Raw genomic sequence first — 23,711 nt, forward strand, 5'->3', positions numbered from 1 at the left:
CTTTGCCCATCCCAAGTGGGAAGTACCAGGAAATTTTTGCATGAACAAGCGACAAAAACTGACCAAAAAACTGGCCAAGCGTGCCAAAGCCCGGGAAAACAAGAAAGAGCTCCCCAATGCAGGCCCCGCCAAGCAAGGTTACATCTCCAAGGCTGAGCGTGCCAAAATCGCTGCCGCCGAGGCCGAGCAGGCAAAAAACTGTACCGCTGAGCAGCCAGATGACGGCGCAGCTGCAAACACTACCGCCGCGACTCCCCAATCTGACAGCCTATAAAGCGTTTTCAAGCTCTTCTTTAATGCATCGCGTTAAGGCTTCTGCCGCTGGGGCAAGGTCACCTGGGCACTGGCTATCGGCTCCAACTCTTCGGTCATCTGCCCCATTTGGGCACAGGAAGATGACAGCGGACTACTGGAGGCCATGGAGAGCTCCTTATCATCAAGACTGTCAGCTTCGCGACCTTGCTGGCGGCCATTGGCAGCTACGCTGGCAACCAAACGATAAGCGGTGATCACCGCCAATACACCAAAGAGCACTGAACCCAGTGCCTGACCAATCAAGACCCCATATACCCCACCGAGCTCGGCTCCCAGATAAACAAATGGCAGTGTCCCGATAGTGGCCTTACCCACATTGAAGGCGGTCGAATACTTGGCCTTACCCAGATTGTTGAACGAGGCGTTGGCCACAAACAGCGCGCCGTTGAACAGGAAAAACAGCGCCATATACTGGCAGAAGAAACGTACCAGCTCGGCAGAATCCCCGCGCATGTCGAATGCCAATACCAAAGGCTCGCGCAGCAACCACAGCAGCAGCGACATCCCAAGCACATAGGCGATACAGAACTGCAGCGCCCTTGTCAGGCATTCGCTGAGCCTGTCATAAGCCCTGGCACCATAGTTCTGCCCTATGATGGGTCCTATGGCGCCGGAAAGCGCAAAGATCATTCCAAAGGCCACAGGGGTCAAACGCCCAACGACGGCCCATCCGGCGACAAAGCTGTCACCAAAATCGGCAATTGCCCGGGTCACTACCGCATTGCCTATGGGGGTGGCCACATTGGTCATCATCGCCGGCCCGGCGATAGCAAAAATGGCGCGCAGATCGCCGCGAAAGCTCGCAAGTTCGAAACGGCTCCAAAGGCCGTGTTTGATGAACACGCCTCTTGCCGCGATCAGCAGTACAGTGAGGCGTGCCAATACCGAGGCGGTAGCCGCCCCTTCTATACCCATGGCAAACAGGAAAATAAAAATGGGGTCAAATACTGCATTGACCGCGCCGCCCGCCAGGGTCGATAGCATGGAGAGTCTGGCATCACCCACGGCGCGCAAAGCGCTGCCAAGCGCCATCGCCAAACAGATGATCGGCAAGGAAGGCACCAGAATATACAGATAATCGGCGGCAAGCTCAGCGGTATGTCCCTTGGCGCCCACCAGCGCCAGCAGTTCAGGGATTAAGGCCGTCACCACTATCGCCATCAGACTGGATACCAGCAGAGTTACCATGGCGGCATTCAGCAGCAAACGCTTGGCCCCTTCTGTGTCTCTTGCACCTACAGCGCGGGACACCAGGGCCCCCAACGCAATCGACAGGCCGATACCTATGGAAGTAGTGAAGAAAGAGATGGTACCGGCATAGCCCACGGCCGCTGCCAACTCCAGCTCTCCCAGCATGCTGAGGAAGAAAATATCCAGCAGGTCCACCACAAACAGTGCCGAGATCCCAACGGCCGCAGTAGAACTCATCACCAAAATGTGGCGTAGTATATTGCCTTCAACAAACTTAGCCTGAGTGACGGCTTGAGTGGCTGTCTTAACAGATGATTGGTTGTTTGACACCCTAATCCTTGTTTTCTTCCGGAGGTGGCTCCAGCTCACTGCCACAACGGTTACAGTAAAGAGCATGGTAGTCATGCCCGGTTTTCAAACAGTTGGCGCAGCGACGCAGATCGCGGTTACGGCCCATTTCCTGGGAAATTTCAGCGGTGAGGATCCCGGTGGGAATGGCGATTATCGAGTAACCCAAGAGCATGGTAAACGCCGCTATCGCCTGGCCGAGTTCCGTCTTGGGAGTGATATCACCGTAGCCTACTGTAGTAATGGTCACTATGGTCCAATAGACAGACTTGGGGATCGAGCTGAAGCCGTTGTCCGGGCCTTCGACCACATACATGATGGCGCTGAGCACCATAATGATAAGACTCACAGAGAAAAAGAAGATAAACACCTTGCGACTCGACTGCAGCATCGCTTTGAGCAGCAGGTTCCCTTCGCTCAAGTATCTGAGCAGCTTGAGTACCCGAAAAATTCTGAACAGCCGCAGAATACGGATCACCAGAGTAAAATTGGCCCCGGGGAAGAACAGCGCCAGATAACTGGGCAGGATACTGAGCAGATCCACGACGCCATAAAAACTGCGGGCATAACTCAAGCGATTGCTGGAACAATAGAGCCGCAGCAGATATTCCAGAGTGAACACCAAGGTAAAGGCCCATTCCAGTGCCAGTATGATGTGTCCGAAACGGGCATGGATATCGGCCACGGTATCGAGAAAAACCAGGGCAACACTGAGAATAATGCAGATGATCAAACTGATATCAAACCAGCGGCCGGCTGGCGTTTCCGTACCAAAGATGATTATCCTGAGCTTACGCTTGAGCTCCGGCTCCGAAGGCGTATCTGTCATCTTATGTTGATTCATGCGCTAAGCTTTCCTTACTGTCTAACTCAAACGGCGACCACTCTTGATTCTTTAATGTCTCGCGCTGTCAGTTTTCGCGGCGCCATGCCCAAAAGGCAGGGGCGTAAGTCTGCCACGCATTGGCAAGTGTGCCAAATATTCTCTGGCTGACACTCTGCGCCCAGCGGCAACAATCTTGTTCAAGGGCTTCAAGAGGGCCCCCTTTTTCAGTTATTATCCCGTCAAAATAACCATAATCAGAGCCAAGCGGTCATGGGCCCATCGTTTCGTTATATAGTTTATGCAATATTTCTACTGGCGGTTACCCAGTTGTACAGCCCCTTTGCCTCGGCACAGGTGGATTTAGTGCTGGTCAACAAGTCAGATTCACGTCTGAGCCTGATTAAGGCCGGTAAGGTCATCAAGGAATATCGCATCGCCTTGGGGGATATGCCCAAGGGCCACAAATATCAGGAAGGCGACCAACGTACCCCAGAGGGCCGCTATCTGCTGGACTATAAAAAGGCCGACAGCGCCTTTTACCGCTCAATTCATATCTCCTATCCCAATGACGAGGACAGACTCAGGGCCAAGGCGCTCGGAGTCAGCCCTGGCGGTCAAATCATGATCCACGGCCAAAATCCCCGCTCTGGATTAACTCCGGAAGAAGCACAACAGTTTAACTGGACCAACGGCTGTATCGCCCTCACCAATCAAGAGATGGATGAACTCTGGCAGTTAATTGAGCCGGGAACGCCGATAGAAATCTGGCCCTGAAACAGGAATAAAATATGCAAAACCTGCAATCTCTGTCGCAGTTGCTGGCAGACTGGCAAGCCTTTGCCGACAAAATCATGCCCCTGATTGAGCGCCTCGGACTCGAGCGCTTAAGCGAGTGCGATCACGCCGCGCTGCGGGTCAACTCTGTCGCCGCGGCAGAAAAGCTCAAGGCCGAATTTGCTCAATGTGGTGAAATTATCTCGGAAAATATCATCAACGGCCGCCCTATCCTGATCATACGGCTGCAGCAGCCTCTGCTATTGGGTCAATGGCAAATTCCCTGTGTCGAACTGCCCTTCCCCGGCGATAAACACTATCCCGAAGAGGGATGGGAACATCTGGAGCTGGTTTTGCCCCGTGGTGCCCAAAGCTGCGATGAACTGGCTGAGCAACTGCGTACTCTCTGCCCCCTAACCCAAGCCACACTTGATGGCGACACAGACATCAAACTCAAGGCCAGCAGCCCCAAAGGCGAAGCCGAACGCCTGGCCAACCCGACGTTGGCGTTCAAGGCCGGCGGCGTGTGCGTCAAGGTGCACCCACACAGCATTCAGGCCATTATCGCCAGCGAGCAGTAAGCGGCTCTGATGCCGCTTTACCCTTGAACGACCCGGTTGCGCCCCTCAGCCTTGGCAACATAAAGAAAATGATCGGCTTTATCCTGCAGATCTTTGCCCGAGCGGCAACCAGCGGGGCCGGACACCAGGCCGACACTGATACTGAGACGGATAGGTTGGCCGCTCTCATCATGGAAGTCTTCATCGTCCACTCGGGCCCGCAGCCGCTCCATCAGATTAACAGCCTGAGCCGGCGCGCAGTTTGGCAACAAGATAGCAAACTCCTCACCACCAATTCGGGCAATGGCATCCGACTGGCGACACTGTGCCTGCATTAAGCCCGCCAGTTGCTTCAATACTTTATCGCCGGTAGCGTGGCCAAAACTGTCGTTGATTAACTTGAAATGATCCAGATCCAAAAGCGCCAGGCTGTAGTCTTCACGATTGAGCCTGGCCTGCTTGTCCACCAATTCCAATTGCGGCTCGAATCCACGGCGATTGAGTAAACCTGTCAGCGGATCGCGAAAGGCCACCTGCTGCCAGGCATCTCTATGCTGCTCGGATAGGCGCAACTGGCGATTTTGCAGGGCGATCCCCAGTAAAACCAGCGCATTGGCAAAGCAAAAAGCGGCCAGTTCCGCTGTTTCTGCCGAATACAATCCGGCATCGAACGGCCCCAGCCCCTTGGCACTTACGTAAATAACCACAGCAAAGCTCCCACTGCTGAGACTGCAGGTGAGCAGGAAACTGCCCTCAAATGCCTGCATCACCAACACAGGCAGCAGCAAATACAAGACCCAGGGTTGATTGCCAAATGCCAAAGTAAAAATAACAACCAGAGCCAAAATCGACAGAAGAGATGCCCGGATCTGCCGTTGATTGATAAAAAACCGCTCCGACCAGCCCAGATACACCTGATAAACCAAGACAATCCCCAGAGAATCGGCCAAAAACAGCATCACAGCCATCGTTGGCCAAGAACTCTGGTCGATATAACCGCCCCAAACAAGATTTAGCGCCAGCAAAATACTGGACAGCGCCACAGGGATAACACAAACATAGAAACCAAAGAGCAATAACTCCCTGGCTCTTTGCAGCCCCATGGGCAGGGCCCAACGTAACATTCGGGCGGCCAATAGCGGCATCAGGGCATCAATTGCGGCAGATATCCAGGTGTGTAGCTGTGCCTGCTGCAGATTGCTGCTATTGAGTCCGGGGAAATTGGCCAGGAAGGAGGCGATAAATAAAGGGATAATAGCCACTGTGCCAAAACGCAAGCACAAGATCACTCCTATCCCCGAAGGCAACCATAGAAGGGTGATATTGCTCGGCTGCAATACCAGAGTGGCCATCCCCAGTCGGCCGCTGATATAGCAGAGCAGACCTCCAAGCAAAAGCAGTAGCCAATCGGCTCGCCCCCAACGTCTCAAATCAGTCACTTATTTTTCCGGCAATATTCATAAAAATGAGTATAGCCAAGCCGTTCCAACCCTGTGGCTGCCAAAGGAAAAACAACGCCACCGGAGGGGTAAGTCCGGCGGCGTATGAAATTGAGTGTCGGTCAGTAAAAGTAAAGCGCTACTTTTTCGCGTCACTCTTGGCTTGCTGTAATACCTGACTCATTGGCGGCACCAAAGTGGTAGGATCCAGACGCATCTGATACCAGTTCACCCGCCAATCCAGATGTGGCCCTGTGGCTCGTCCGGTCGCCCCCACTTCGGCCACCGCCTGGCCCTGTTTCACCTCATCGCCCTCTTTGACATACAGCTTGCTTAAGTGCAAAAAGCTGGAACTGACACCATAGCCGTGGTCGATAATCATGGTGCCACCGGAATAGAACATGTCAGGTACCGACAGGCTGATAACGCCATCGGCCGGTGCCACCACCACAGTGCCGGTTTTGGCGGCAACATCCACACCATAGTGCGGTGTGCCAGGCTTACCGTTGTATACCCTTTGGCTGCCATAAACCCCTGAAATTCGCCCGGTCAGCGGCCAGATAAAGTCGTCGGCAAACGCCTGCTGGGTACTGAAATGGCTGCGGGCCGCCTTGACCTGGGCGCTGTCTTTGGCGGCGCGCTCCTGGGCCTTGGGATCCGGCTTCATGATTTTCTTGCTGATCCCCTCAACGTATTGAATGCGATAATCCCGCTTGTCGAGTTTGAGGTTACGGCTCTCACTGCTGCCATCCGGGTAACTGAGTGTCAGCGTCTGCTCGAGCGCGGCCTCACGCTCAAAACCAAAGGCAAACCTGCCATCCGGCGTCAAGGTGATGCTCTCGCCATTGAGACTTACCTCAGTACCCGGCTCTGTTCTGGCTCTAATCAGAGCTCCCTGTTCAAACTTGCCCTGAAACTGCACCCGTGATGACTCAGGTTTGATGTTGGGCTCAGACTTGGATTCGGCCTGCAGTATAGGACTCACAACCAAAGTGCCCAGCAGCATCAACGGCAGCGCCTTAAAAGATGGGATTGGCATCTTGCTGTTATTGAACTTCACTCTTGTTCCTCTTTATCTTTGCGCCGCGTAGACGCCAAGGTGCAGCCTACTTGCGGATACCTTTAGATTACTTTTAGGTTGACCTTATTCTTGGTCCGGCTCAGGCCAAGCAATATCTATCAGTCGCCCTGATGCTGCGCCGATGCGATAGCGCCCTTGCCTATGCCCTCGAAGGCTACCACTTTAAAATGTTTACCCGGCTCAAAGCCCGCCATGCTGTCGGCCATAAAATGGGCCAGCAGTTCGACCGTGGTGTCGTGGGGGATCAAATCACAGCAGTCTCTTGGCATCGCCAACTGAAAATCACCCTGCGGCGCTTGGTATCTGAAGCCAATATGGCTCTTGTCATCTATCTTGGTTTGGGGTGACAACTCAAGCTCACTGACACCAACCACATCTTCTTCACTGCCAAGGTAGATATCTTTCCAACGTTTGGCCCAGTATTCATCCCATTTGGGCGCGGCGATACCATCGGCAAACACATTGACAGGACTGCGGTGACCGTGAGCGATACGCTGGCAGTTACCGTCGTGCTTACGCAAGCCGTGACTGTAATGGTAATAGGGCGTTTCCAGCACCTCGTTGCGAAGTGTCAGGCTGATGCCCTGAACATTGTCCGGCAAGGCATCTGTCAGCGCCTTGTGCAAAAACTGGTTCACGCTGTCAAAGTCGATAATCTCGCTGGGGATAAGGGCGAAAGCCTGCGCCGGACAAGCCAGGTGAATGCTGCCGCGCAGACTATGGAAGTCCATCCACACCTTGTCGCCCTGCTGTTGCCAGCGCACCTGGCTACAGGCGGTGGGTATCAATAAACGGTGATCGGCCACCTCATCTATGGTTTGCTTTATGGTGCGCTTGACCTTGGAAAAGTCGAGCAACATGTTTTGCTCATCCAGGCCACCGTCGAGCAGCACATCGACTATCCAGCTTTCGCCTACCATGCCGCGAAACGGGCACAGGTAAGAAAAATCAACCACAGTTAAATCTTTGACAAATAATTGCATTCTCGCTCCCAGGCAGATAAACAGTCCACCCATGTGTTATCGGCCGGCCGATATTGGCCGCCGATTACGTCAATACCGGCCAGGGTATCGACACTTGACGTATATTTCGCAAAAAGTCTGTGATCTTGTCCAAAAGCTCCACAGCTTTTTGCTTGAGTTTCCGGTATTATACGCAAGTCACTGCCAATATTAATAACGCTAATCAGGTATCCTATGAAAACCCTCATCTGCAACGCCCAATTGGTTAATGAAGGAACAATCCGTACTCAGGATCTGCTGATCGACAACGGCCGCATCAGCCAGATTGCCTCCCAGATCACGGCTCCGGCAGGGGCTCAAGTCATAGATGCTCAGGGTAAACACCTGCTGCCGGGGATGATCGACGATCAGGTGCATTTCCGCGAGCCGGGTTTCCCCAATAAGGGCACCATCGCCAGTGAATCCCGCGCCGCCGTGGCCGGGGGTATCACCAGCTTTATGGAAATGCCCAATGTGAATCCGCAGACCACCAATCTGCAGGCGCTGGAAGACAAGTATACCCGCGCGTCTCAAAGTTCATTGGCCAACTTTGCTTTCTATCTCGGCGCCACCAACGATAACCTGGAAGAGATTAAACGTCTCGATCCCAACCAGGCCTGCGGGGTGAAAATCTTTATGGGCGCCTCTACCGGTAATATGTTGGTGGATAACAGTGCCACTCTGGACGGCATCTTCGCCAACTCTCCTGTGGTCATTGCCACTCACTGTGAAGACAGCCCCACCATAGCCGCCAATGAAGCCGCCATGCGTGAAAAATACGGTGACGCCATACCTATGGAGCTGCACGGCGAAATCCGCTCCCGCGAAGCCTGCCTCAAGTCATCTCAACTGGCGACCGACCTGGCCATTCGTCACAAGGCGCGTCTGCATGTACTGCATTTGACCACGGCCGACGAACTCTATCTGTTTGAGCCGGCCAAGCAGCTGGCACAGCTCAGGGGTGCCAACATTACCGCCGAAGTCTGTGTACACCATCTTTCGTTCAACGACAGTGACTACGCCCGCCTCGGCAGCCAGATAAAGTGTAACCCGGCCATCAAGACCCTTGCCGACCAACAGGCACTGATAGATGCCGTCAATCGCGACATCATTGACATTATCGCCACAGATCACGCGCCGCACACCTGGGAAGAGAAGCAAGCCGACAGCTACTTCAAGGCGCCGTCCGGTTTGCCGCTGGTGCAACATGCACTGCTCAGTCTGCTGGATCTGCATGCCAAGGGGCACTTCAGTCTGGAAAAAATCGTCCAAAAGACCAGCCATGCGGTGGCCGAGCGCTTTGAACTCAAAGACAGGGGCTATCTGCGCGAAGGTTATCTGGCGGATCTGGTATTGGTGGATCTCAACAAGCCCTTCGAGGCCACGCTGGAAAACACCCGTTATCACTGCGGTTGGTCACCCTTCACCGGCCACAAGTTTGCCGCCTCTATCAGTGGTACTTGGGTCAATGGTAAGCAACTGTTTGACGGCAGTCGCTTTATCGACAATACCCTGGGCCAACGCCTCACATTTAATCGCACTTAATCGCTGATAAACCAAGGGCTCCTTTAGCGGAGCCCTTGAACTTATTATTGGAATGGCCCCTTTCCCTTCACTAAAACAATCAAGATTAAGCGGTTCAACTGGAGCCATTTAAATCCCGTGCCAACTGTGTCAGTGCTTTTTTAAAGTCCGGCATGAAACAATACCAGCTTCACGCTTTTAAAACTGGTTGTGTTATTCTGAAACTCTCTGTAGTCATTGCCGCTGCAGGTTGAATGCTTTATCTTCTGCCGTTCGCTCAAATTAAGACGGCATCTGATAACATAATGGTTAATAGATAAATGGCTCACGAACTGGATACCCTGGATCTTAATCTGATGCGCCTGCTTAAGGCGGTTGTCGACAATCGCAGTATCAAACTGGCTGCCATGCAACTTGGGATTTCTCAGCCCAGTGCCAGCCGCGGTGTGATGCGCCTTAAGCAAACCTTCCAGGACCCCCTGTTTGTTCGTAAACCCCATGGTGTAGAACCCTCCCCCATGGCGCTGCGCCTGGCAGAAGAGTTTGACAATATTCTGGCCCCTATCGAAAAAGTTCTGCTGGAGTTCGAAGACTTCAGCGCCAACACCTACACTGGGCAAATAGCCATAGTGACAGATCCCTACCTTATGGATGAACAGGGACAAAGATTGCTGCAAAGCTGTCACCAGGCCTTTCCCAAAGCCAGCTTCACCTTTTCCAGCTGGAACGGTTACAGCCATGATGAGATGCTCGAAGGCATTCACGATTATTGTATTTTGGATCAGGAAACCGAGCTGTCGAAGGATATCTATATGCGGCCGCTATTCACCGAAAAACGGGTGATCCTGGCACGCAAAGATCATCCGCTGCTCGGCGCTGAAAATGATTGGCAAACTGTGTCCACGCTGCCGATAGTCTCCCTGCCAGCACCGGCCTCCTACAATCCGCAATGCACTGTGGAATCTGAGTATCAGCGTATGGGCTATCAGCCTCATGTATTACTCAAATCATACAACCTGAGGGTAGCCTGTCAGATGTTGTTGGAAACCGACGCCATCATGTACGCCAGTCAAGGTACTGCCAGATTGATGCCGGAACTGGCCTCCTTCCCCATGCCCCAGGTTAATCACGAATTCAGTCACTTCGTGGTTTCCGGCGGCTTTTTACAGACCTACCGTAATCACCCTCTGCACCAGCATCTTCACAAGGTGGTACAAGACACATTTCAACCAACGCCAACATCAGTTTAGAGCGTAACAGATATTCATATTTGAATATCTCAATTACCTATCAAGTCAAAACCCGAACAGTTAACCTAGCGGTGTAAGTTTGGAATTGCCACTTAAATTATTGTTACTCCTTTTTTATGACTTATCTGGCCAGATAGATTCGGGTGTAATGTGCGATTCTCCGTTATGCATATTTTTCATTTCATGTAGAAGGTGAATTATGATCCTTGCACGGGTATTTCTATTGTTTGCAATTTCCGCCGAAGTGGCAGGTACCAGTACCATGAACCTACTGGGACCTGAAAGTTCTATCTGGGGCTATCTGCTGATGTACCTCTTGATTGGTGTGTCCTACTTCTTTTTATCACTGGCGGCGAAAAAAATTGCCATAGGCGTGGCTTATGCGGTTTGGGAAGGCTTGGGCATAGCCCTGATCACTCTGGTATCCATGTTGTTATTTGACTCCAGGCTCAACCCGCAGGAACTTGCCGGACTGGCCTTGGCCATCCTGGGTATAGTGCTGGTGACTCTGGGCGAGGGCCATCAAGGTGATAAACCCAAAGGTCAGGACACTGGTTTGAGAGCAAGCAGCGCCGCAAGTAGCTTGTAACGGAGGTTAACATGAACCAGTTTCTGACGCTCTCGTTTGGCTATGTGGTGCTGGCCGCCTTGATTGATATTGCCGCCAATATGGCGCTCACCCGCTCCAACGGATTCAAACGTAAATTATGGGGCGTGCTGGCAATCTTGCTGGTGCTGAGCGCCTTTACTCTGCTGGCACAGGCAGTGAAAGAGATAGACCTGGCGATCGCCTATGCCTCCTGGGGCGCTATCGGCATTTTGGGCACAGCTATCGGCGGCGCCTTGCTGTTCAAACAAAGACTCAAGCCCATAGGTTGGGTCGGCATAGCCGTGGTTATCGCCGCTGTTATCGTGATGAAAACCGCCTAAGGTCAGTAGCAACAAGTAAGGGTTAAGCAAGTAAAGCTGAAATAAGCAAAAAGGCGCCCGAGGGCGCCTTTTCTTATGCTCACTAAAGAGACTTATTTGGTACCGAAAATCTTGTCACCGGCATCACCCAGACCTGGCAGGATATAGCCCTTGTCGTTCAGGCAATCATCGACAGAAGCCGTGTAAAGTTCGATATCGGGATGCGCCTCTTCCAATGCTTTAACGCCTTCAGGCGCCGCAACCAACACCAGCGCCTTGATATGCTTACAGCCGCGCTTTTTCAGCAAGTCTATGGTGCAAATCATGGAGCCGCCGGTAGCCAGCATGGGGTCAACCACCAGTGCCAAACGTTCTTCCATATCGCTGGCGAGCTTCTCGAAGTAAGGCACAGGCTCCAGGGTTTCTTCGTCACGGTAAACACCGACGACTGAAATACGGGCACTGGGAATGTTCTCCAGCACGCCATCCATCATGCCTAGACCGGCACGCAGGATAGGCACTACAGTCACCTTCTTGCCTTTGATCTGTTCCACTTCAACCGGACCGTTCCAGCCCTCAATGGTCACTGTTTCGGTTTCCAAACCTGCGGTTGCCTCGTAGGTTAACAGGCTGCCAACCTCGGCGGCGAGCTCACGAAAACGTTTGGTGCTGATCTCAGCTTCACGCATCAAACCAATTTTGTGGCGTACCAGCGGGTGTTTAACCTCGACAACTTTCATTCTTTTTCTCCTGATCTTGCGGGCGGGACGAGCAATCAGACTGGCAGCTCCAGGCGTGCAGAGCACAAACCAGCCGGATTTGGGCAAATTTGTGAGATTTTAGTTGATTTGTTCCAGCGGTAAAACAGAAAGTTTTATAAATCTGGTAAATCGTGACTTATATCCCTATGAATAAAGTGCAATCTTGGCTTTCGAGCCCCCCGGCAAACTGCTAGAATAGCGCCGCATAAAATCCATAACGATGTACCCGAGAGGATCAAGTGAGTACCCCTACCCCACTGAGCTATAAAGACGCCGGTGTCGATATCGATGCAGGCAACGCACTCGTCAATAACATCAAGTCCGTAGTCAAACGCACTCACCGTCCTGAAGTCATGGGCAACCTGGGTGGTTTTGGCGCCCTGTGTGAACTGCCAACCAAATACAAGCACCCTGTGCTGGTTTCCGGTACCGATGGTGTGGGCACCAAACTGCGCCTGGCCATTGACTTCAAAAAGCATGACACTGTCGGTATCGACCTGGTGGCCATGTGTGTCAACGACCTGCTGGTTCAAGGCGCCGAGCCGCTGTTTTTCCTCGACTACTATGCTACCGGCAAGCTGGACGTCAATGTGGCGACTGACGTGGTTACAGGTATCGGCGAAGGCTGCTTCCAATCCGGTTGTGCCCTGATCGGTGGTGAAACCGCCGAAATGCCCGGCATGTACGAAGGCGCTGACTATGATCTGGCCGGTTTTTGTGTCGGTGTGGTGGAGAAAGAAGCCATCATCGACGGCAGCAAGGTACAGGCCGGTGATGCACTGATAGCCCTGGGCTCCAGTGGTCCTCATTCCAACGGTTACTCACTGATCCGTAAAGTCCTGGAAGTCAGCCAGGCCGACCCACAGCAAGATCTGGACGGCAAGCCGCTTATCGATCACCTGCTGGAACCGACCCGCATCTATGTCAAACCTTTGCTGGAACTGCTGGAAAAACACCCGGTTCACGCCATGGTACATATCACAGGCGGCGGTTTCTGGGAAAACATTCCAAGGGTACTGCCCGAAGGCGCCAAGGCCGTTATCCAGGGCGAGTCCTGGCAGTGGCCCAGCGTATTCAACTGGCTCAAGCAAGCCGGTAATATCACAGAACATGAAATGTACCGCACCTTTAACTGTGGTGTAGGTATGATAGTTGCCCTGCCTCAGGCTGAAGCTGCCGCCGCCATTGAGCTACTCAAAGCCAAAGGTGAAAACGCCTGGCAGATAGGCACTATCGCCAATCGTACTCAACAAGAAGAGCAAGTGGAGATCCTTTAATGCAGGAGAGTTGTCGCATATTGGTAATGATTTCGGGCAATGGCAGTAATTTGCAGGCTGTTATCGACAGCTGTGATAGCAAGATGCCAGGGCGCGTGGTCGGAGTGATCAGCAACAAGGCCGATGCCTATGGTCTGATCCGGGCCCATCATGCCGAAATAGACACCAGTTGCGTCATCGCCCGCAAAGAGGAGTCCCGCGCCCAATACGATGCCAGACTGCAGGCGGCTATCGACAGATATCAGCCCGACCTCATCGTATTGGCCGGCTTTATGCGTATTCTCAGTGATGAGCTGGTCAGCCGTTACCAGGGCAAGATGCTCAATATCCACCCGTCACTGCTGCCCAAGTATCCTGGATTGGATACCCACAAGCGCGCCATCGAAGCCGGTGACAGCGAACATGGCGCCAGTGTTCATTTCGTTATCCCGGCACTGGACAGTGGCCCGGTGATTTTGCAGGCCAAAGTCCCTGTGTTTGCCGATGACACAGTGGCAACTCTGGCGGCCAGGGTGCACGAGCAGGAACACGCCATCTACCCGATAGTGGTGCGCTGGTTCTGCCAGGGCCGACTGAAGATGGTTGACGGTAAGGCCTGGCTCGACGATGAAGCCATCGGCCCCAACGGCTACGCCCCGGACTGATCTCTGAGTAAACTTAGGGAATTCTTACAAAGGACTACGGCCATTTGCTGCGAACCACGCCTTGCATCCATGCCCGTAAGCCGACGCAGAGCACGCATGGGACTTGTTCGCACCTTCCTTAGGTTGATTAATTCAGCAAAAAGGAGCCATACGGCTCCTTTTTTCATTACAACAATGGCTATTACAGCTATGGCACAAGCTTGCCTCTTCCCTTAATTTACCTGGATATGACGCTCCGTTACCGGCTTTTTACCGCGGCCAATTGTAATTTTATGACCAATGGCGTTAGATAGGGGCAGTTATCAGGACAGAACGAGACGCGCATGAAGAATATTATCTGCGATATAGACGGCGTGCTGATGCACGACAACAAGTTAATCCCCGGCAGTGACAAGTTTATCGCCCGGGTACTGGAACAGGGAAATCCCTTGGTCATCTTGACCAACTACCCGGTACAGACGGGTAAAGATCTGCAAAACCGCCTCGGCGCCGCCGGGCTGCATATTCCCGAAGAGTGTTTCTATACCTCGGCCATGGCGACCGCCGACTTTCTCAGGCACCAGGAAGGCAGCAAGGCCTTTGTCATAGGTGAAGGTGCCCTCACCCACGAACTTTACAAGGCCGGCTTTACCATTACCGATATCAACCCCGACTTTGTTATCGTCGGCGAAACCCGCTCCTACAACTGGGACATGATCCATAAGGCCGCCCGTTTTGTTGCCGATGGCGCCCGTTTTATTGCCACCAACCCGGATACCCATGGTCCGGCTTATAGTCCCGCCTGTGGCGCTCTCTGCGCGCCTATAGAAAGAATAAGCGGTCGCAGGCCCTTCTACGTGGGTAAACCCAGCAGTTGGATCATCCGCTCGGCGCTGAACCATATAGATGGTCATTCCGAAAATACCGTGATTATCGGTGATAACATGCGTACCGATATTCTGGCTGGTTTTCAGGCCGGACTGGAAACCATACTGGTCACCAGTGGGGTCAGCAAGCTGGAAGACATAGAAAAAGAGCCCTTCCGTCCCAACCATGTGTTTGCCTGCGCCGCCGACATCGACGTGATCTGAAACCATTGGTAACATTCCTTTTACCGCCTCCGCTTGTGCCGGGGGCGTTTTTTCGTCCATGATAGCGCACAGGCAAAGGCAAAGCCGTTGCCACTTCATACCTGACAATAAAAGCAACAACAGGATCCCTTATGCGCTTGATGATCCCCCTGTGTACCCTGGCACTCTTGAGTGCCTGCAGCCAAAACAATACTGCCGACGACCCCATCCGCGTTGTCAGTTTCAATGAACATGAGTTTCGCCAGGACATCCAAACCTTGGCCTCGGATGAATTTGAAGGCCGGGCGCCGACTACCCACGGCGAGCAGCTGACCCTGGACTATCTCAGCAAGGCCTTTGCCGCTATGGGGCTTGAGCCCGGCGCCAGCGGCAGCTTTTTGCAAAAAGTGCCCATGGTGAGCTATACCGCCAGTGAAACCCAGGCAATACAGTTAGCCGGTATCGATTTTCAATATCCCCAGGATCTGGTGCTCGGCAGTCGCCATGATGTCAAACGCGTCGATATCACCAACGCACCACTGGTGTTTGTCGGTTACGGTATCAACGCCCCCGAGTACGACTGGAACGACTACCAGGGCCTGGACATGAAGGGCAAAATCGCCCTTATTCTGGTGAATGACCCCGGCTTTGCCCGCCCGGATCTCGGTAAATTCAACGGCAAGGCGATGACCTATTACGGTCGCTGGACCTACAAGTATGAAGAAGCCAGCCGTCAAGGCGCATTGGGCGCCATTATCATTCACGACACGGCTCCTGCCGCTTATCCCTGGTCTGTGGTGGAGAACAGCTGGACCGGCCCACAGCAGGATCTGGCCTCGGACTCCGGCAACGAGCGAGTGGCAGTGGAAGGCTGGATAACCCTGAACGCCGCCAAAAAAGTGTTTGCCAAGGCCGGGCTTGAACTGGACAGCGCCATCAGCCGCGCTGCCCACGGCCCACTGCAACTGACGCTGGGGCAAACCGCCAGCATAGGTTTCGATAACAAGGCCGAGTATGGCGACAGCTACAATGTGGTTGCCACTCTGCCGGGCAGCAGCCGCGCCAATGAGCATATTCTGTTTACCGGCCACTGGGATCATCTGGGCATGAGCAGTTCGACCGAAGGCGACAAGGTGTTCAATGGCGCCATGGACAACGCCTCCGGCATCGCCGGCATGCTGGCCATCGCCCGTGAGTTTGCCGCCGACGCCAAGGCTGGCAAGCGCCTGAAGCGCTCGCTGACTTTTATCGCCACCACAGGCGAAGAGCAAGGTCTGCTGGGATCACGTTTCTATGCCGCCCAACCGGCGTACCCGTTGGAAAACACCATAGGGGTGATTAATCTCGACAGCACCAATATCTATGGCCGCACCAAAGACTTTACCATAGTGGGCAAAGGCAAGTCTGAGCTGGAGCGTTATCTGGAAGCCGCGCTCAAGACCCAGGGCCGCTATGCCACGGCAGAGAAACACCCCGAGTCCGGCGGTTTCTTCCGCTCGGATCACTTCAGTTTTGCCCAGTATGGCGTACCTGCGGTATTTGCCGGTGGCGGCAGCGAACCTGTAGATCAGGCCACCGCTAACTACAAAGCGGCGATGAAGCAGCAGATGAAAGGCTGCTATCACAACCTCTGTGATGAGTATCATGCCAACTGGGATCTCTCCGGCGCGCTGGAAGATCTGGCCGTGTACTACAAGGCCGCCGAACGCTTGGCGGATTCGGCCGATCGCCCGGGTTACTTCGAGGGCACAGAGTTTTATCGCTTGCGACCGGAAACCGGCGTTACTCCAACGATTTAACCAGACACATTTCCCCATCCCCCAAGGCGCCTTCGGCGCCTTTTTGTGTTGTTTTCCGGGCCGATAAATCGATCGCCGATAAAAGCAGCGGCTTTGGGAAAGCGCCAATTTGCACGCTGTTACAGCGAGCTTAAATGCAGATCTTTCACCAATTAAGCGATTAAATTATTCAACCTGCAAAAAAGCCACCAAACAAACAGGTTAAAACTTATAAATTGGGCCATTTTTATGATTTATATTTAAAAATAACACTTGGCTTTTGAGAATTCTACAGGCAAAGTGAAGCCATTGCTGAAGAAACACCAAGTTTGGAGTCTTACCATGTGTTCAATTTTTGCCATTCTCGATATCCAGTCTGATGCCGCCGCTCTGAGAAGCACAGCGCTGGAGATGTCCAAACTGATGCGCCACCGCGGCCCGGACTGGTCGGGTATTCATACCACTCCAAGAGCGATTCTCGCCCATGAGCGGCTGGCCATTGTCGATATCGAACACGGCGCCCAGCCGCTGTTATCTGCAGACGGCCAATTGGTATTGGCAGTCAACGGTGAAATCTACAACCACAAAGAACTCAAGGCCGAGCTCGGCGACAAGTACAGCTACCAGACCAACTCGGATTGCGAAGTGATCCTGGCGCTGTATCAGGAATATGGCTGCGACTTTCTCGATAAGCTCAACGGTATTTTTGCCTTCGTACTCTATGACAAGGCCAAGGACTGCTACCTCGTAGGCCGGGATCACATGGGGATCATCCCGCTTTACACCGGCCGCGATACCAGTGGCAACTTCTATGTCGCCTCCGAGATGAAGGCACTGGTTCCCGTATGTAAAACTGTGGAAGTATTCAGCCCCGGGCATTACCTCTACAGTGCAGATGACGCGCCGGTGCAATACTATCAGCGTGACTGGCGCGACTATGAAGCGGTTGCCCAAAACAGCGCCTCCAGCGAAGAGCTGCGCGAAGCGTTGGAAGCCGCGGTAAAACGCCAGTTGATGTCAGATGTGCCCTATGGCGTTTTGCTATCTGGCGGGCTGGACTCCTCGGTGATTTCCGCCATAACCCAAACTTTTGCCAAACGCCGTATTGAAGACAACGATGCCTCCGATGCCTGGTGGCCACAGCTGCACTCCTTTGCCGTGGGCCTGAAAGGGGCGCCGGATCTGGCGGCGGCACAAAAGGTCGCCGATGCCATAGGCACCATACACCATGAGCTGCACTTCACCTTCCAGGAAGGCCTGGATGCCATCAAGGAGGTGATTTATCACCTGGAAACCTATGATGTCACCACCATTCGCGCTGCAACCCCCATGTATTTGATGGCGCGCAAGATCAAGGCTATGGGGATCAAGATGGTGCTCTCAGGCGAAGGGGCCGATGAACTGTTCGGCGGTTACCTCTATTTCCACAAGGCACCAAACGCCCGAGCCTTCCACGAAGAACTGGTGCGTAAACTCGACAAGCTGCACCTGTACGACTGCCTGCGGGCTAACAAGGCCATGGCAGCCTGGGGCCTGGAAGCCCGAGTACCCTTCCTTGACAAGGAGTTTATGGACGTGGCCATGCGCCTGAACCCAGAAGCCAAGATGTCGCGCGATGGCCGGATTGAAAAGCATATTCTGCGTGAAGCCTTCGAGCATAAGCTCCCGGCCGAAGTCGCCTGGCGCCAGAAAGAGCAGTTCAGTGACGGTGTGGGTTACTCCTGGATTGACGGTCTGAAAGAACATGCAGCAGCCCAGGTGGAGGATAAAGAGCTGGCCAACGCCCGTTTCCGCTTCCCGCACAACACGCCGGAAACCAAGGAGGCCTACTTCTATCGCAGTTTCTTTGAAGAGCACTTCCCGCTGGAGTCGGCAGCATTGACTGTACCGGGTGGTAAATCGGTTGCCTGCTCTACCCCGGAAGCGCTAGCCTGGGATGAGAGCCTATCCGGCATCATAGATCCTTCCGGCCGAGCGGTGCGCTCTGTGCACACCGCATCCTACTGAGCTTAAGAAAAAACCATAAAGGCGCCGAATGGCGCCTTTATTCATTAGCGGAAATAGGAGCTTCGCTTCTGTGCCGCTTTATTTGCTTTGAGCTTGTTCACTTGCGCCTTGTTCTCAGCACTCTAAGCCCGGCCGTTACTTGGTCACGCTCAACTTGTCGCTGCCGGCAGCGCTCGAGAATAGCCTGCCGCTCGCTGTCCGTTGCCTGATGCCAGGCCAGAATTTCTTCCAGCGTCCTGAAACAGCCCAGGCAAACATCTTGCAGGTCCAGGCAGCAGTGACGAATACAGGGAGAGTCCACCCTGTTACTGCGCTTTGGCTGCCGGGACATATTAGCTTCTTAGCTACCGCGCTTAAGGTAGCTTGGCTGATGCAGCTCAGTAACCTCCAGCGAGATACTGTCGGCTTTGGCCGCAATCGGCTCCAGTGCGGCAAACACGCTTTGGGTCAGGGCTTGCTTTTGCTCATCGGTGCGTCCCGGCATAATGGCCAAACGCACATGGATAAAGGTTTGCGCGCTGTCCTCCCCTACCAGGAAATGCTCACAGGCATGCGCCCTACTCTTGATGGCAGATGGTGTGAACAAGCCTGAGTCTATGGCACCTTGGTGCACCGCCTGAACCAGCTTGGTAATCGACAACTGCTGCGCCAAGGGCGCCGAATACTCAATAATACAGTGAGGCATAATCCTTCCTTGTAAAGGGAGAAGCGTCCGGGTTTATTCAGACCAGACGGCATACTCGTTTTGGCTCGGGCAGCGAAAATGAAAGCGCCGACCGCCGGGAAAACTGAAAATATCTTTACTGATCTCGCCGCCATGGGCCTTGACGGCTTCCAGGCTGGCATTCAAATCGTTTGAGTAGAGCACCAACAGCGGGCAGCCATTGAGGGTATCGAAGTTCACCGATGAACGGAAAAAACCGCCATCGATCCCGGCCTGGGTAAAACAACTGTAGTCCGGGCCATAGTCAACAAAGCCCCAACCAAACACCGCCTGAAAAAACGCCTTGGTGGCTTCCAGTTCCCGGGCGGGAAGTTCAAGATAGTTAATCGTATGATGTAACGCCATGGCTTTCCTCCCGCCGCTTGGGCGACTTGATTGCTGTAATACTTAATATGCTGAAAAGCTGCTACTTGACCGCGCTTATCGCTAATGCCTGATAGCCATAGTTATAGCAAGCGTTGCAGGTATACGCTGACCAGCCCTATCAAACCGCCAAAGACACCGCCCCAGACAACCAGCCAGCCCAGGTGAGTTTTAATCATCTGCTGCACCATCTCTTTGACCAACTGCGGCGTTAACTCGGCCAACCGCTGCTCGACAATATCCTGAATTTGGCTGCGCATATCGGCCATCACTCCGGGCTGCTCCAGCTCGCCCTTGAGCAGCTCGTAAAAATCATCACTCTTGGCAATATCCGCCAGCGACTGCTGCATCTTTTCAATAAAGGGTTGCTTGAGCGGCGCGAGAGCTTCCTCGCCGCCAAACATGGATAACATGCCCCCCAATGATGACTGGGCCACAGTGGCCACCAGAGCATCAAAGGCCGGAGCCAAGTCTACCTTGGTGATAACACCGGAGAGATCCAGGCTCTGCTTGTCCGAGCGGGTAGACAGGAAACGGTCTATGTTGGCCTCAGAGAAGAACTGCTCCATCATCAGCTCGCTGATCGCTTGCTTAAACTGTTCGAAACGAGCCGGGATCACCCCTGAACCATAGAGACCCGGTACCTTTTCAAACAACATATGCACCGCCAGCCAGTTGGTAATGGCGCCGGATACGGCAAATAGGCCTATGTTAAATAACACATCTGAGTGCATGCCATAGCCGGTCAGCATAATGGCCAGCGCCAAGAGATTGGTAACCGCGCTCTTGTCGAGCACAGGTGTCTGTTGTACTGCTGTTTTCAATCTGAAATCCCCTGAAATTAAAACCCGCTAATGGTAGCAAACAGGGGGCAGCAGATTAAAGTAGTGCGTGATACAGACCTTGCTCTGTGTCATCCCCGGTTGCCGACATGGAGGACTCACCGAATTTGCGTTTCACCGCCAACACCTTGGCATTCTGTGCCAGAGTACGGGCTCTATGGGTGAGTTCTTTGGCAATTCCCTGACCACGGTAATCGGGCAATACAAAAAGATCATCGAGATACCACAAGGGCTGGAGTAACAAAGAAGAGAATGAAGGAAAGAGCTGAGTGAAGGCCACCGGATAATCACCCTCGGTGGCGATAAAGATCATCGAATCATTTTCCTGCAAGCGACAGCGTAAAAATTCGCGACAACGACCGAGATCCGACTCTTGCCCCATCTCCTGCCGATATTCATCAAACAACAGGATCAGTTGCTCCAAATCCATTTCAGTAGCCAAACGTATTTGCATTTTTCATCCCTGAATACAAGTTGAAATCTTACTATTTGCCAGAGGCAAAACGACAATAAACTTCATAAACAAGGCAAGGCTAACATAGAAAAGCTTCTCTGACAGCAGCTTTAGGCTGCCCTCCCCCCAAGCCAGTTCCCGTTCATGCCCATCCTGGCAGCCGTTTTCAACGAGCACACAAACCCAAGCGGACTTAGTCGTATTGGTCGGCGATAACAACTGACATAGCCCCCAGCCATCAAGCACTGAAACAGGCAATTTAAGCAAGGCAATCAATTGGAATATTGCTCATATGATTTGCCGGGCACAGTTGTTTTCATGGCGAATTATGTTGTTAACACCCAAAAAATCAGGGTTTTATAACCTTTGCTAAAAACTTGACCTTTGGCTAATTGTTTTCAAATTAAGTACTGGGTATTGTATAACCAATTCAAACGCTTAGCTTTAGCACTTCCTTAAGCTTAAGGACGAAAGTAACAACACTTTTCCGTTTTCAGCGGAACGCAGGGACGAACAGAGTTTGGACCCGTGCGGTAGCCATGGCTTTACTAAACGCTTTTTGTAGGGCCTGGGTTTTAGGGGGCTTGGTTTTAAGGTGCTTGGTTTTAAGGCCCTTGGTTGCAGGGCTTGAAGCGCTCATGGTAAGTACCTCAGAACTGATTTTCTATACAGCAGTATTATTGACGTTCCTGACAATATGCCGGGAATTTGCAGCTAAGTTTGCGCGTTATTTCCGTAACTTTTAAAAAATAGCATTAAATTCATATAGTTGAAAAGTGCAGCGGGTAGATAATAGGTTTGGAAACCGCGCATGCGCGTTTAGCTGCAAGGGATATTTGGACTAAACTCTTTATATCCAGCTAATTCAAACAGATAGCGATGCGCGTTTACACTCCTCCGAGGACTAAAACGCGCATGCGTACTATACAGCTATTATGCATATTAGGTGAATATGTCTAAAAAATATTCAAGATCAGACTTAATGAAATTAGCAATTGAGGAACACCTCAAGTGTAAAGAATTCCCTAGAGTTGGTGCTGTAATCGCTAAGAGCGGAGAGGTACTATCGACAGGTTATAGAGGGGAAGAAAAAGGCGTACATGCTGAACGTATAGCGATAAGAAAACTGACTTGTGAAGAAGTACAAGGCTCGACTGTTTATACAACACTAGAACCGTGTGTTGAATTGAATGACGGGCAAGAAATTGAACCATGCGCTCAGCTATTAATAAATTCTGGAGTAAGTGAAGTTGTAATCGGCGTTTTAGATCCAAACGGAACGATTTATTCTCAAGGTTATAGAAAGCTGCTGAAAAACAACATTAATGTGAGCTTTTTTAATAGAAAGTTAAGGGCCGCTGTAGAAGAAGATACCTTTGAATTTGGAGATATTCATAAAGTTTTTGGCTGCGGAAAGAGAAGAATTCCCGTTGTTCATAGTGGTACGGAGATTGAGGTACAGTTTAGCAAGAAAGACTTACGAGTCATCAATATAAAGTGGGCCACATTGCAATCAGGTCACGGATGCGTTGATCTTTTAAGTAACAATGGTGCGGTAAGAGTAGCCTCGGGTGCTAGAAATTTTGGAGATATCTCTGACCCAATGGTATTTCGATTCCCAAGCCATTTCGCAAGAATGAAAAAAGGAATGATAGCAATCGTCAAACCCGCAAACACTACATTTTACGTACTAATTCAGCTTATTGATATTTTCGAGAACGACATCATATTTAGGTGGGAAGTTCGAAACGATAATTGAGCGAATATCCAGTTTGCATAACAAGCGTATATTGTCGGGCTGCTTTTCCGCTTCGCTCCAAACCAGCCGCAAATACGGGCGTTGATATGATTCCCTTTGTCAAATAGGTAAAAGTGTCCTTACCGGAGACCCAAAAATCTCCGGTAAGGGCACTCTGACAGTCGGACTTTGGCGAGTAAGTGTCGGCGGTTGACCTTGCTGATATCCGCGAGTTTGGTTATTCGCATTACTTGTGTTCGCCGCAGGAGCCTTGCCTCAGTCTAGGAGCGCGGATGTGACCGCTTAACGCCCTCGAGGATTGCTCGCACCGCTGCCGCCGTCCGGCGCTGCCAGAGTGATTTTTAAATGTAATTCAGTACGCTTGTTGTGGCATATCGGCATCAAAACCTTGGGCTAAATCCCAAATGTAGCCTGTCAGTTCGCGAGCCACAGCGGTAACGACTTTATTGTATTCTTTGCCTCTTGCTTTTAAAGCATGAAAGCGTCGACATAGGCGCTGCTGGATTTCCCATGAGCGAGTTTGCAGTTTGATAGAGTGCTCTTGTTGGCGACTTTCCAATTCCCTCGAGACCCGAGCGGGGAAACGATAGGCCCAGGCCGATTCAATAAGGATGCGTCTGGCGTGGCTATTGCCGCACTTAGTGATGCCGCCACGCCGTTCCCGCTGACCACTGGAGTGTTCGCTGGGTGTCAAACCGACAAAGTTCATCAGTGAACGCGGAGAAGCAAAGCGTCTGAGGTCACCCAGTTCCGCCAATAGGGTCATAGCGGATAAGAAACGTACTCCACGCAGTACCGTCAGACGTTGCACCAGTGGGTACCAACGCCAGCTTTC

25 protein-coding genes are annotated in these 23,711 nt (G+C 52.4%); 13 read left to right on the plus strand and 12 right to left on the minus strand.

Features of this window, described 5'->3' with window-relative positions; translation table 11 throughout:
• Window positions 1–40: 40 nt before the first annotated feature.
• Window positions 41–274, plus strand: coding sequence for a DUF2986 domain-containing protein (locus ACMHXH_RS17375; RefSeq protein WP_039035473.1), 234 nt, complete (start codon window positions 41–43; stop codon window positions 272–274).
• 32 nt (window positions 275–306) lie between these two features.
• Here ACMHXH_RS17375 and ACMHXH_RS17380 read toward each other — a convergent pair whose 3' ends face one another.
• Together ACMHXH_RS17380 and ACMHXH_RS17385 are read right to left on the minus strand one after the other, a co-directional pair.
• Window positions 307–1,743: an MATE family efflux transporter gene (locus ACMHXH_RS17380; RefSeq protein ID WP_071476894.1), complete on the minus strand. Its 1,437-nt coding sequence runs from the start codon at window positions 1,741–1,743 to the stop codon at window positions 307–309.
• Window positions 1,744–1,837: 94 nt separating this feature from the next.
• Window positions 1,838–2,698: an ion transporter gene (locus ACMHXH_RS17385; protein WP_404830118.1), complete on the minus strand. Its 861-nt coding sequence runs from the start codon at window positions 2,696–2,698 to the stop codon at window positions 1,838–1,840.
• 252 nt (window positions 2,699–2,950) lie between these two features.
• Here ACMHXH_RS17385 and ACMHXH_RS17390 point away from each other — a divergent pair, with 252 nt between their 5' ends.
• Both ACMHXH_RS17390 and ACMHXH_RS17395 read left to right on the plus strand, forming a co-directional pair.
• Window positions 2,951–3,454: a L,D-transpeptidase family protein gene (locus ACMHXH_RS17390; RefSeq protein WP_071476874.1), complete on the plus strand. Its 504-nt coding sequence runs from the start codon at window positions 2,951–2,953 to the stop codon at window positions 3,452–3,454.
• Window positions 3,455–3,468: 14 nt separating this feature from the next.
• Entirely contained in the window at window positions 3,469–4,035 is a 567-nt protein-coding gene (locus ACMHXH_RS17395; protein WP_071476873.1) for a VOC family protein, read from the plus strand.
• A gap of 17 nt (window positions 4,036–4,052) precedes the next feature.
• Here ACMHXH_RS17395 and ACMHXH_RS17400 read toward each other — a convergent pair whose 3' ends face one another.
• The 3 genes from ACMHXH_RS17400 to ACMHXH_RS17410 all read right to left on the minus strand — a co-directional run bounded on the left by ACMHXH_RS17400 (window position 4,053) and on the right by ACMHXH_RS17410 (window position 7,517).
• Window positions 4,053–5,453, minus strand: coding sequence for a sensor domain-containing diguanylate cyclase (locus ACMHXH_RS17400; RefSeq protein ID WP_083399852.1), 1,401 nt, complete (start codon window positions 5,451–5,453; stop codon window positions 4,053–4,055).
• Window positions 5,454–5,592: 139 nt separating this feature from the next.
• A complete protein-coding gene (locus tag ACMHXH_RS17405) occupies window positions 5,593–6,492 on the minus strand; it encodes a M23 family metallopeptidase (protein ID WP_083399857.1) in 900 nt (299 codons plus the stop codon).
• A 140-nt stretch (window positions 6,493–6,632) separates the two neighbouring features.
• Complete coding sequence (locus tag ACMHXH_RS17410) at window positions 6,633–7,517, minus strand: 6-carboxytetrahydropterin synthase (RefSeq protein WP_039035476.1); 885 nt, start codon at window positions 7,515–7,517, stop codon at window positions 6,633–6,635.
• A 213-nt stretch (window positions 7,518–7,730) separates the two neighbouring features.
• Between ACMHXH_RS17410 and ACMHXH_RS17415 the strand changes: the two genes are divergently transcribed.
• The 4 genes from ACMHXH_RS17415 (at window position 7,731) to ACMHXH_RS17430 (ending at window position 11,239) form a co-directional block, all read left to right on the plus strand.
• Window positions 7,731–9,080 (plus strand): dihydroorotase, encoded by a 1,350-nt coding sequence (locus ACMHXH_RS17415; protein ID WP_071476872.1) that lies wholly within the window; start codon window positions 7,731–7,733, stop codon window positions 9,078–9,080.
• 299 nt (window positions 9,081–9,379) lie between these two features.
• Entirely contained in the window at window positions 9,380–10,309 is a 930-nt protein-coding gene (locus ACMHXH_RS17420; RefSeq protein WP_039035478.1) for a LysR family transcriptional regulator, read from the plus strand.
• 199 nt (window positions 10,310–10,508) lie between these two features.
• A complete protein-coding gene (locus ACMHXH_RS17425; RefSeq protein WP_039035479.1) occupies window positions 10,509–10,898 on the plus strand; it encodes an SMR family transporter in 390 nt (129 codons plus the stop codon).
• A gap of 11 nt (window positions 10,899–10,909) precedes the next feature.
• Complete coding sequence (locus tag ACMHXH_RS17430; protein WP_039035480.1) at window positions 10,910–11,239, plus strand: multidrug/spermidine efflux SMR transporter subunit MdtI; 330 nt, start codon at window positions 10,910–10,912, stop codon at window positions 11,237–11,239.
• Window positions 11,240–11,331: 92 nt separating this feature from the next.
• Here the strand turns inward: ACMHXH_RS17430 and upp are convergent, their stop codons facing one another.
• Complete coding sequence (upp, locus tag ACMHXH_RS17435) at window positions 11,332–11,958, minus strand: uracil phosphoribosyltransferase (RefSeq protein WP_039035481.1); 627 nt, start codon at window positions 11,956–11,958, stop codon at window positions 11,332–11,334.
• Between the two features lie 260 nt (window positions 11,959–12,218).
• On the opposite strand from upp, the gene purM reads away from it, so the two are divergent.
• The 5 genes from purM (at window position 12,219) to asnB (ending at window position 18,734) form a co-directional block, all read left to right on the plus strand.
• The gene (gene purM / locus ACMHXH_RS17440; protein ID WP_039035482.1) at window positions 12,219–13,256 is read left to right on the plus strand and encodes a phosphoribosylformylglycinamidine cyclo-ligase; all 1,038 of its coding nucleotides are present in this window, start codon (window positions 12,219–12,221) and stop codon (window positions 13,254–13,256) included.
• Window positions 13,256–13,900 (plus strand): phosphoribosylglycinamide formyltransferase, encoded by a 645-nt coding sequence (gene purN / locus ACMHXH_RS17445; protein ID WP_039035483.1) that lies wholly within the window; start codon window positions 13,256–13,258, stop codon window positions 13,898–13,900. The genes purM and purN overlap by 1 nt, the downstream gene beginning before the upstream one ends.
• Window positions 13,901–14,223: 323 nt before the next feature.
• Window positions 14,224–14,970: an HAD-IIA family hydrolase gene (locus ACMHXH_RS17450; protein WP_039035484.1), complete on the plus strand. Its 747-nt coding sequence runs from the start codon at window positions 14,224–14,226 to the stop codon at window positions 14,968–14,970.
• Window positions 14,971–15,101: 131 nt separating this feature from the next.
• On the plus strand, window positions 15,102–16,748 hold the full coding sequence (locus ACMHXH_RS17455; protein WP_039035485.1) for a M28 family metallopeptidase: 1,647 nt from the start codon (window positions 15,102–15,104) through the stop codon (window positions 16,746–16,748).
• A gap of 321 nt (window positions 16,749–17,069) precedes the next feature.
• Entirely contained in the window at window positions 17,070–18,734 is a 1,665-nt protein-coding gene (gene asnB, locus ACMHXH_RS17460; protein WP_039035486.1) for an asparagine synthase B, read from the plus strand.
• 97 nt (window positions 18,735–18,831) lie between these two features.
• Here the strand turns inward: asnB and ACMHXH_RS17465 are convergent, their stop codons facing one another.
• The 5 genes from ACMHXH_RS17465 to ACMHXH_RS17485 all read right to left on the minus strand — a co-directional run bounded on the left by ACMHXH_RS17465 (window position 18,832) and on the right by ACMHXH_RS17485 (window position 21,117).
• Window positions 18,832–19,065, minus strand: coding sequence for a DUF1289 domain-containing protein (locus tag ACMHXH_RS17465; protein ID WP_039035487.1), 234 nt, complete (start codon window positions 19,063–19,065; stop codon window positions 18,832–18,834).
• A 9-nt stretch (window positions 19,066–19,074) separates the two neighbouring features.
• Entirely contained in the window at window positions 19,075–19,419 is a 345-nt protein-coding gene (locus ACMHXH_RS17470; protein ID WP_413738381.1) for a 5-carboxymethyl-2-hydroxymuconate Delta-isomerase, read from the minus strand.
• Window positions 19,420–19,452: 33 nt separating this feature from the next.
• Window positions 19,453–19,803 (minus strand): VOC family protein, encoded by a 351-nt coding sequence (locus ACMHXH_RS17475; RefSeq protein WP_039035489.1) that lies wholly within the window; start codon window positions 19,801–19,803, stop codon window positions 19,453–19,455.
• 101 nt (window positions 19,804–19,904) lie between these two features.
• Window positions 19,905–20,573, minus strand: coding sequence for a DUF445 domain-containing protein (locus tag ACMHXH_RS17480; RefSeq protein WP_215774437.1), 669 nt, complete (start codon window positions 20,571–20,573; stop codon window positions 19,905–19,907).
• A 127-nt stretch (window positions 20,574–20,700) separates the two neighbouring features.
• Window positions 20,701–21,117: a GNAT family N-acetyltransferase gene (locus ACMHXH_RS17485; RefSeq protein WP_071476864.1), complete on the minus strand. Its 417-nt coding sequence runs from the start codon at window positions 21,115–21,117 to the stop codon at window positions 20,701–20,703.
• A 982-nt stretch (window positions 21,118–22,099) separates the two neighbouring features.
• Between ACMHXH_RS17485 and ACMHXH_RS17490 the strand changes: the two genes are divergently transcribed.
• Window positions 22,100–22,876 (plus strand): deaminase, encoded by a 777-nt coding sequence (locus ACMHXH_RS17490; protein ID WP_413738383.1) that lies wholly within the window; start codon window positions 22,100–22,102, stop codon window positions 22,874–22,876.
• 352 nt (window positions 22,877–23,228) lie between these two features.
• Here ACMHXH_RS17490 and ACMHXH_RS17495 read toward each other — a convergent pair.
• Window positions 23,229–23,711 (minus strand): transposase (locus tag ACMHXH_RS17495; RefSeq protein ID WP_412514248.1); only part of this gene is annotated, 483 nt, incomplete at its 5' end.

The organism is Shewanella sp. BJSY2023SW001 (assembly GCF_047314685.1).
Classification (GTDB): domain Bacteria; phylum Pseudomonadota; class Gammaproteobacteria; order Enterobacterales; family Shewanellaceae; genus Shewanella; species Shewanella indica.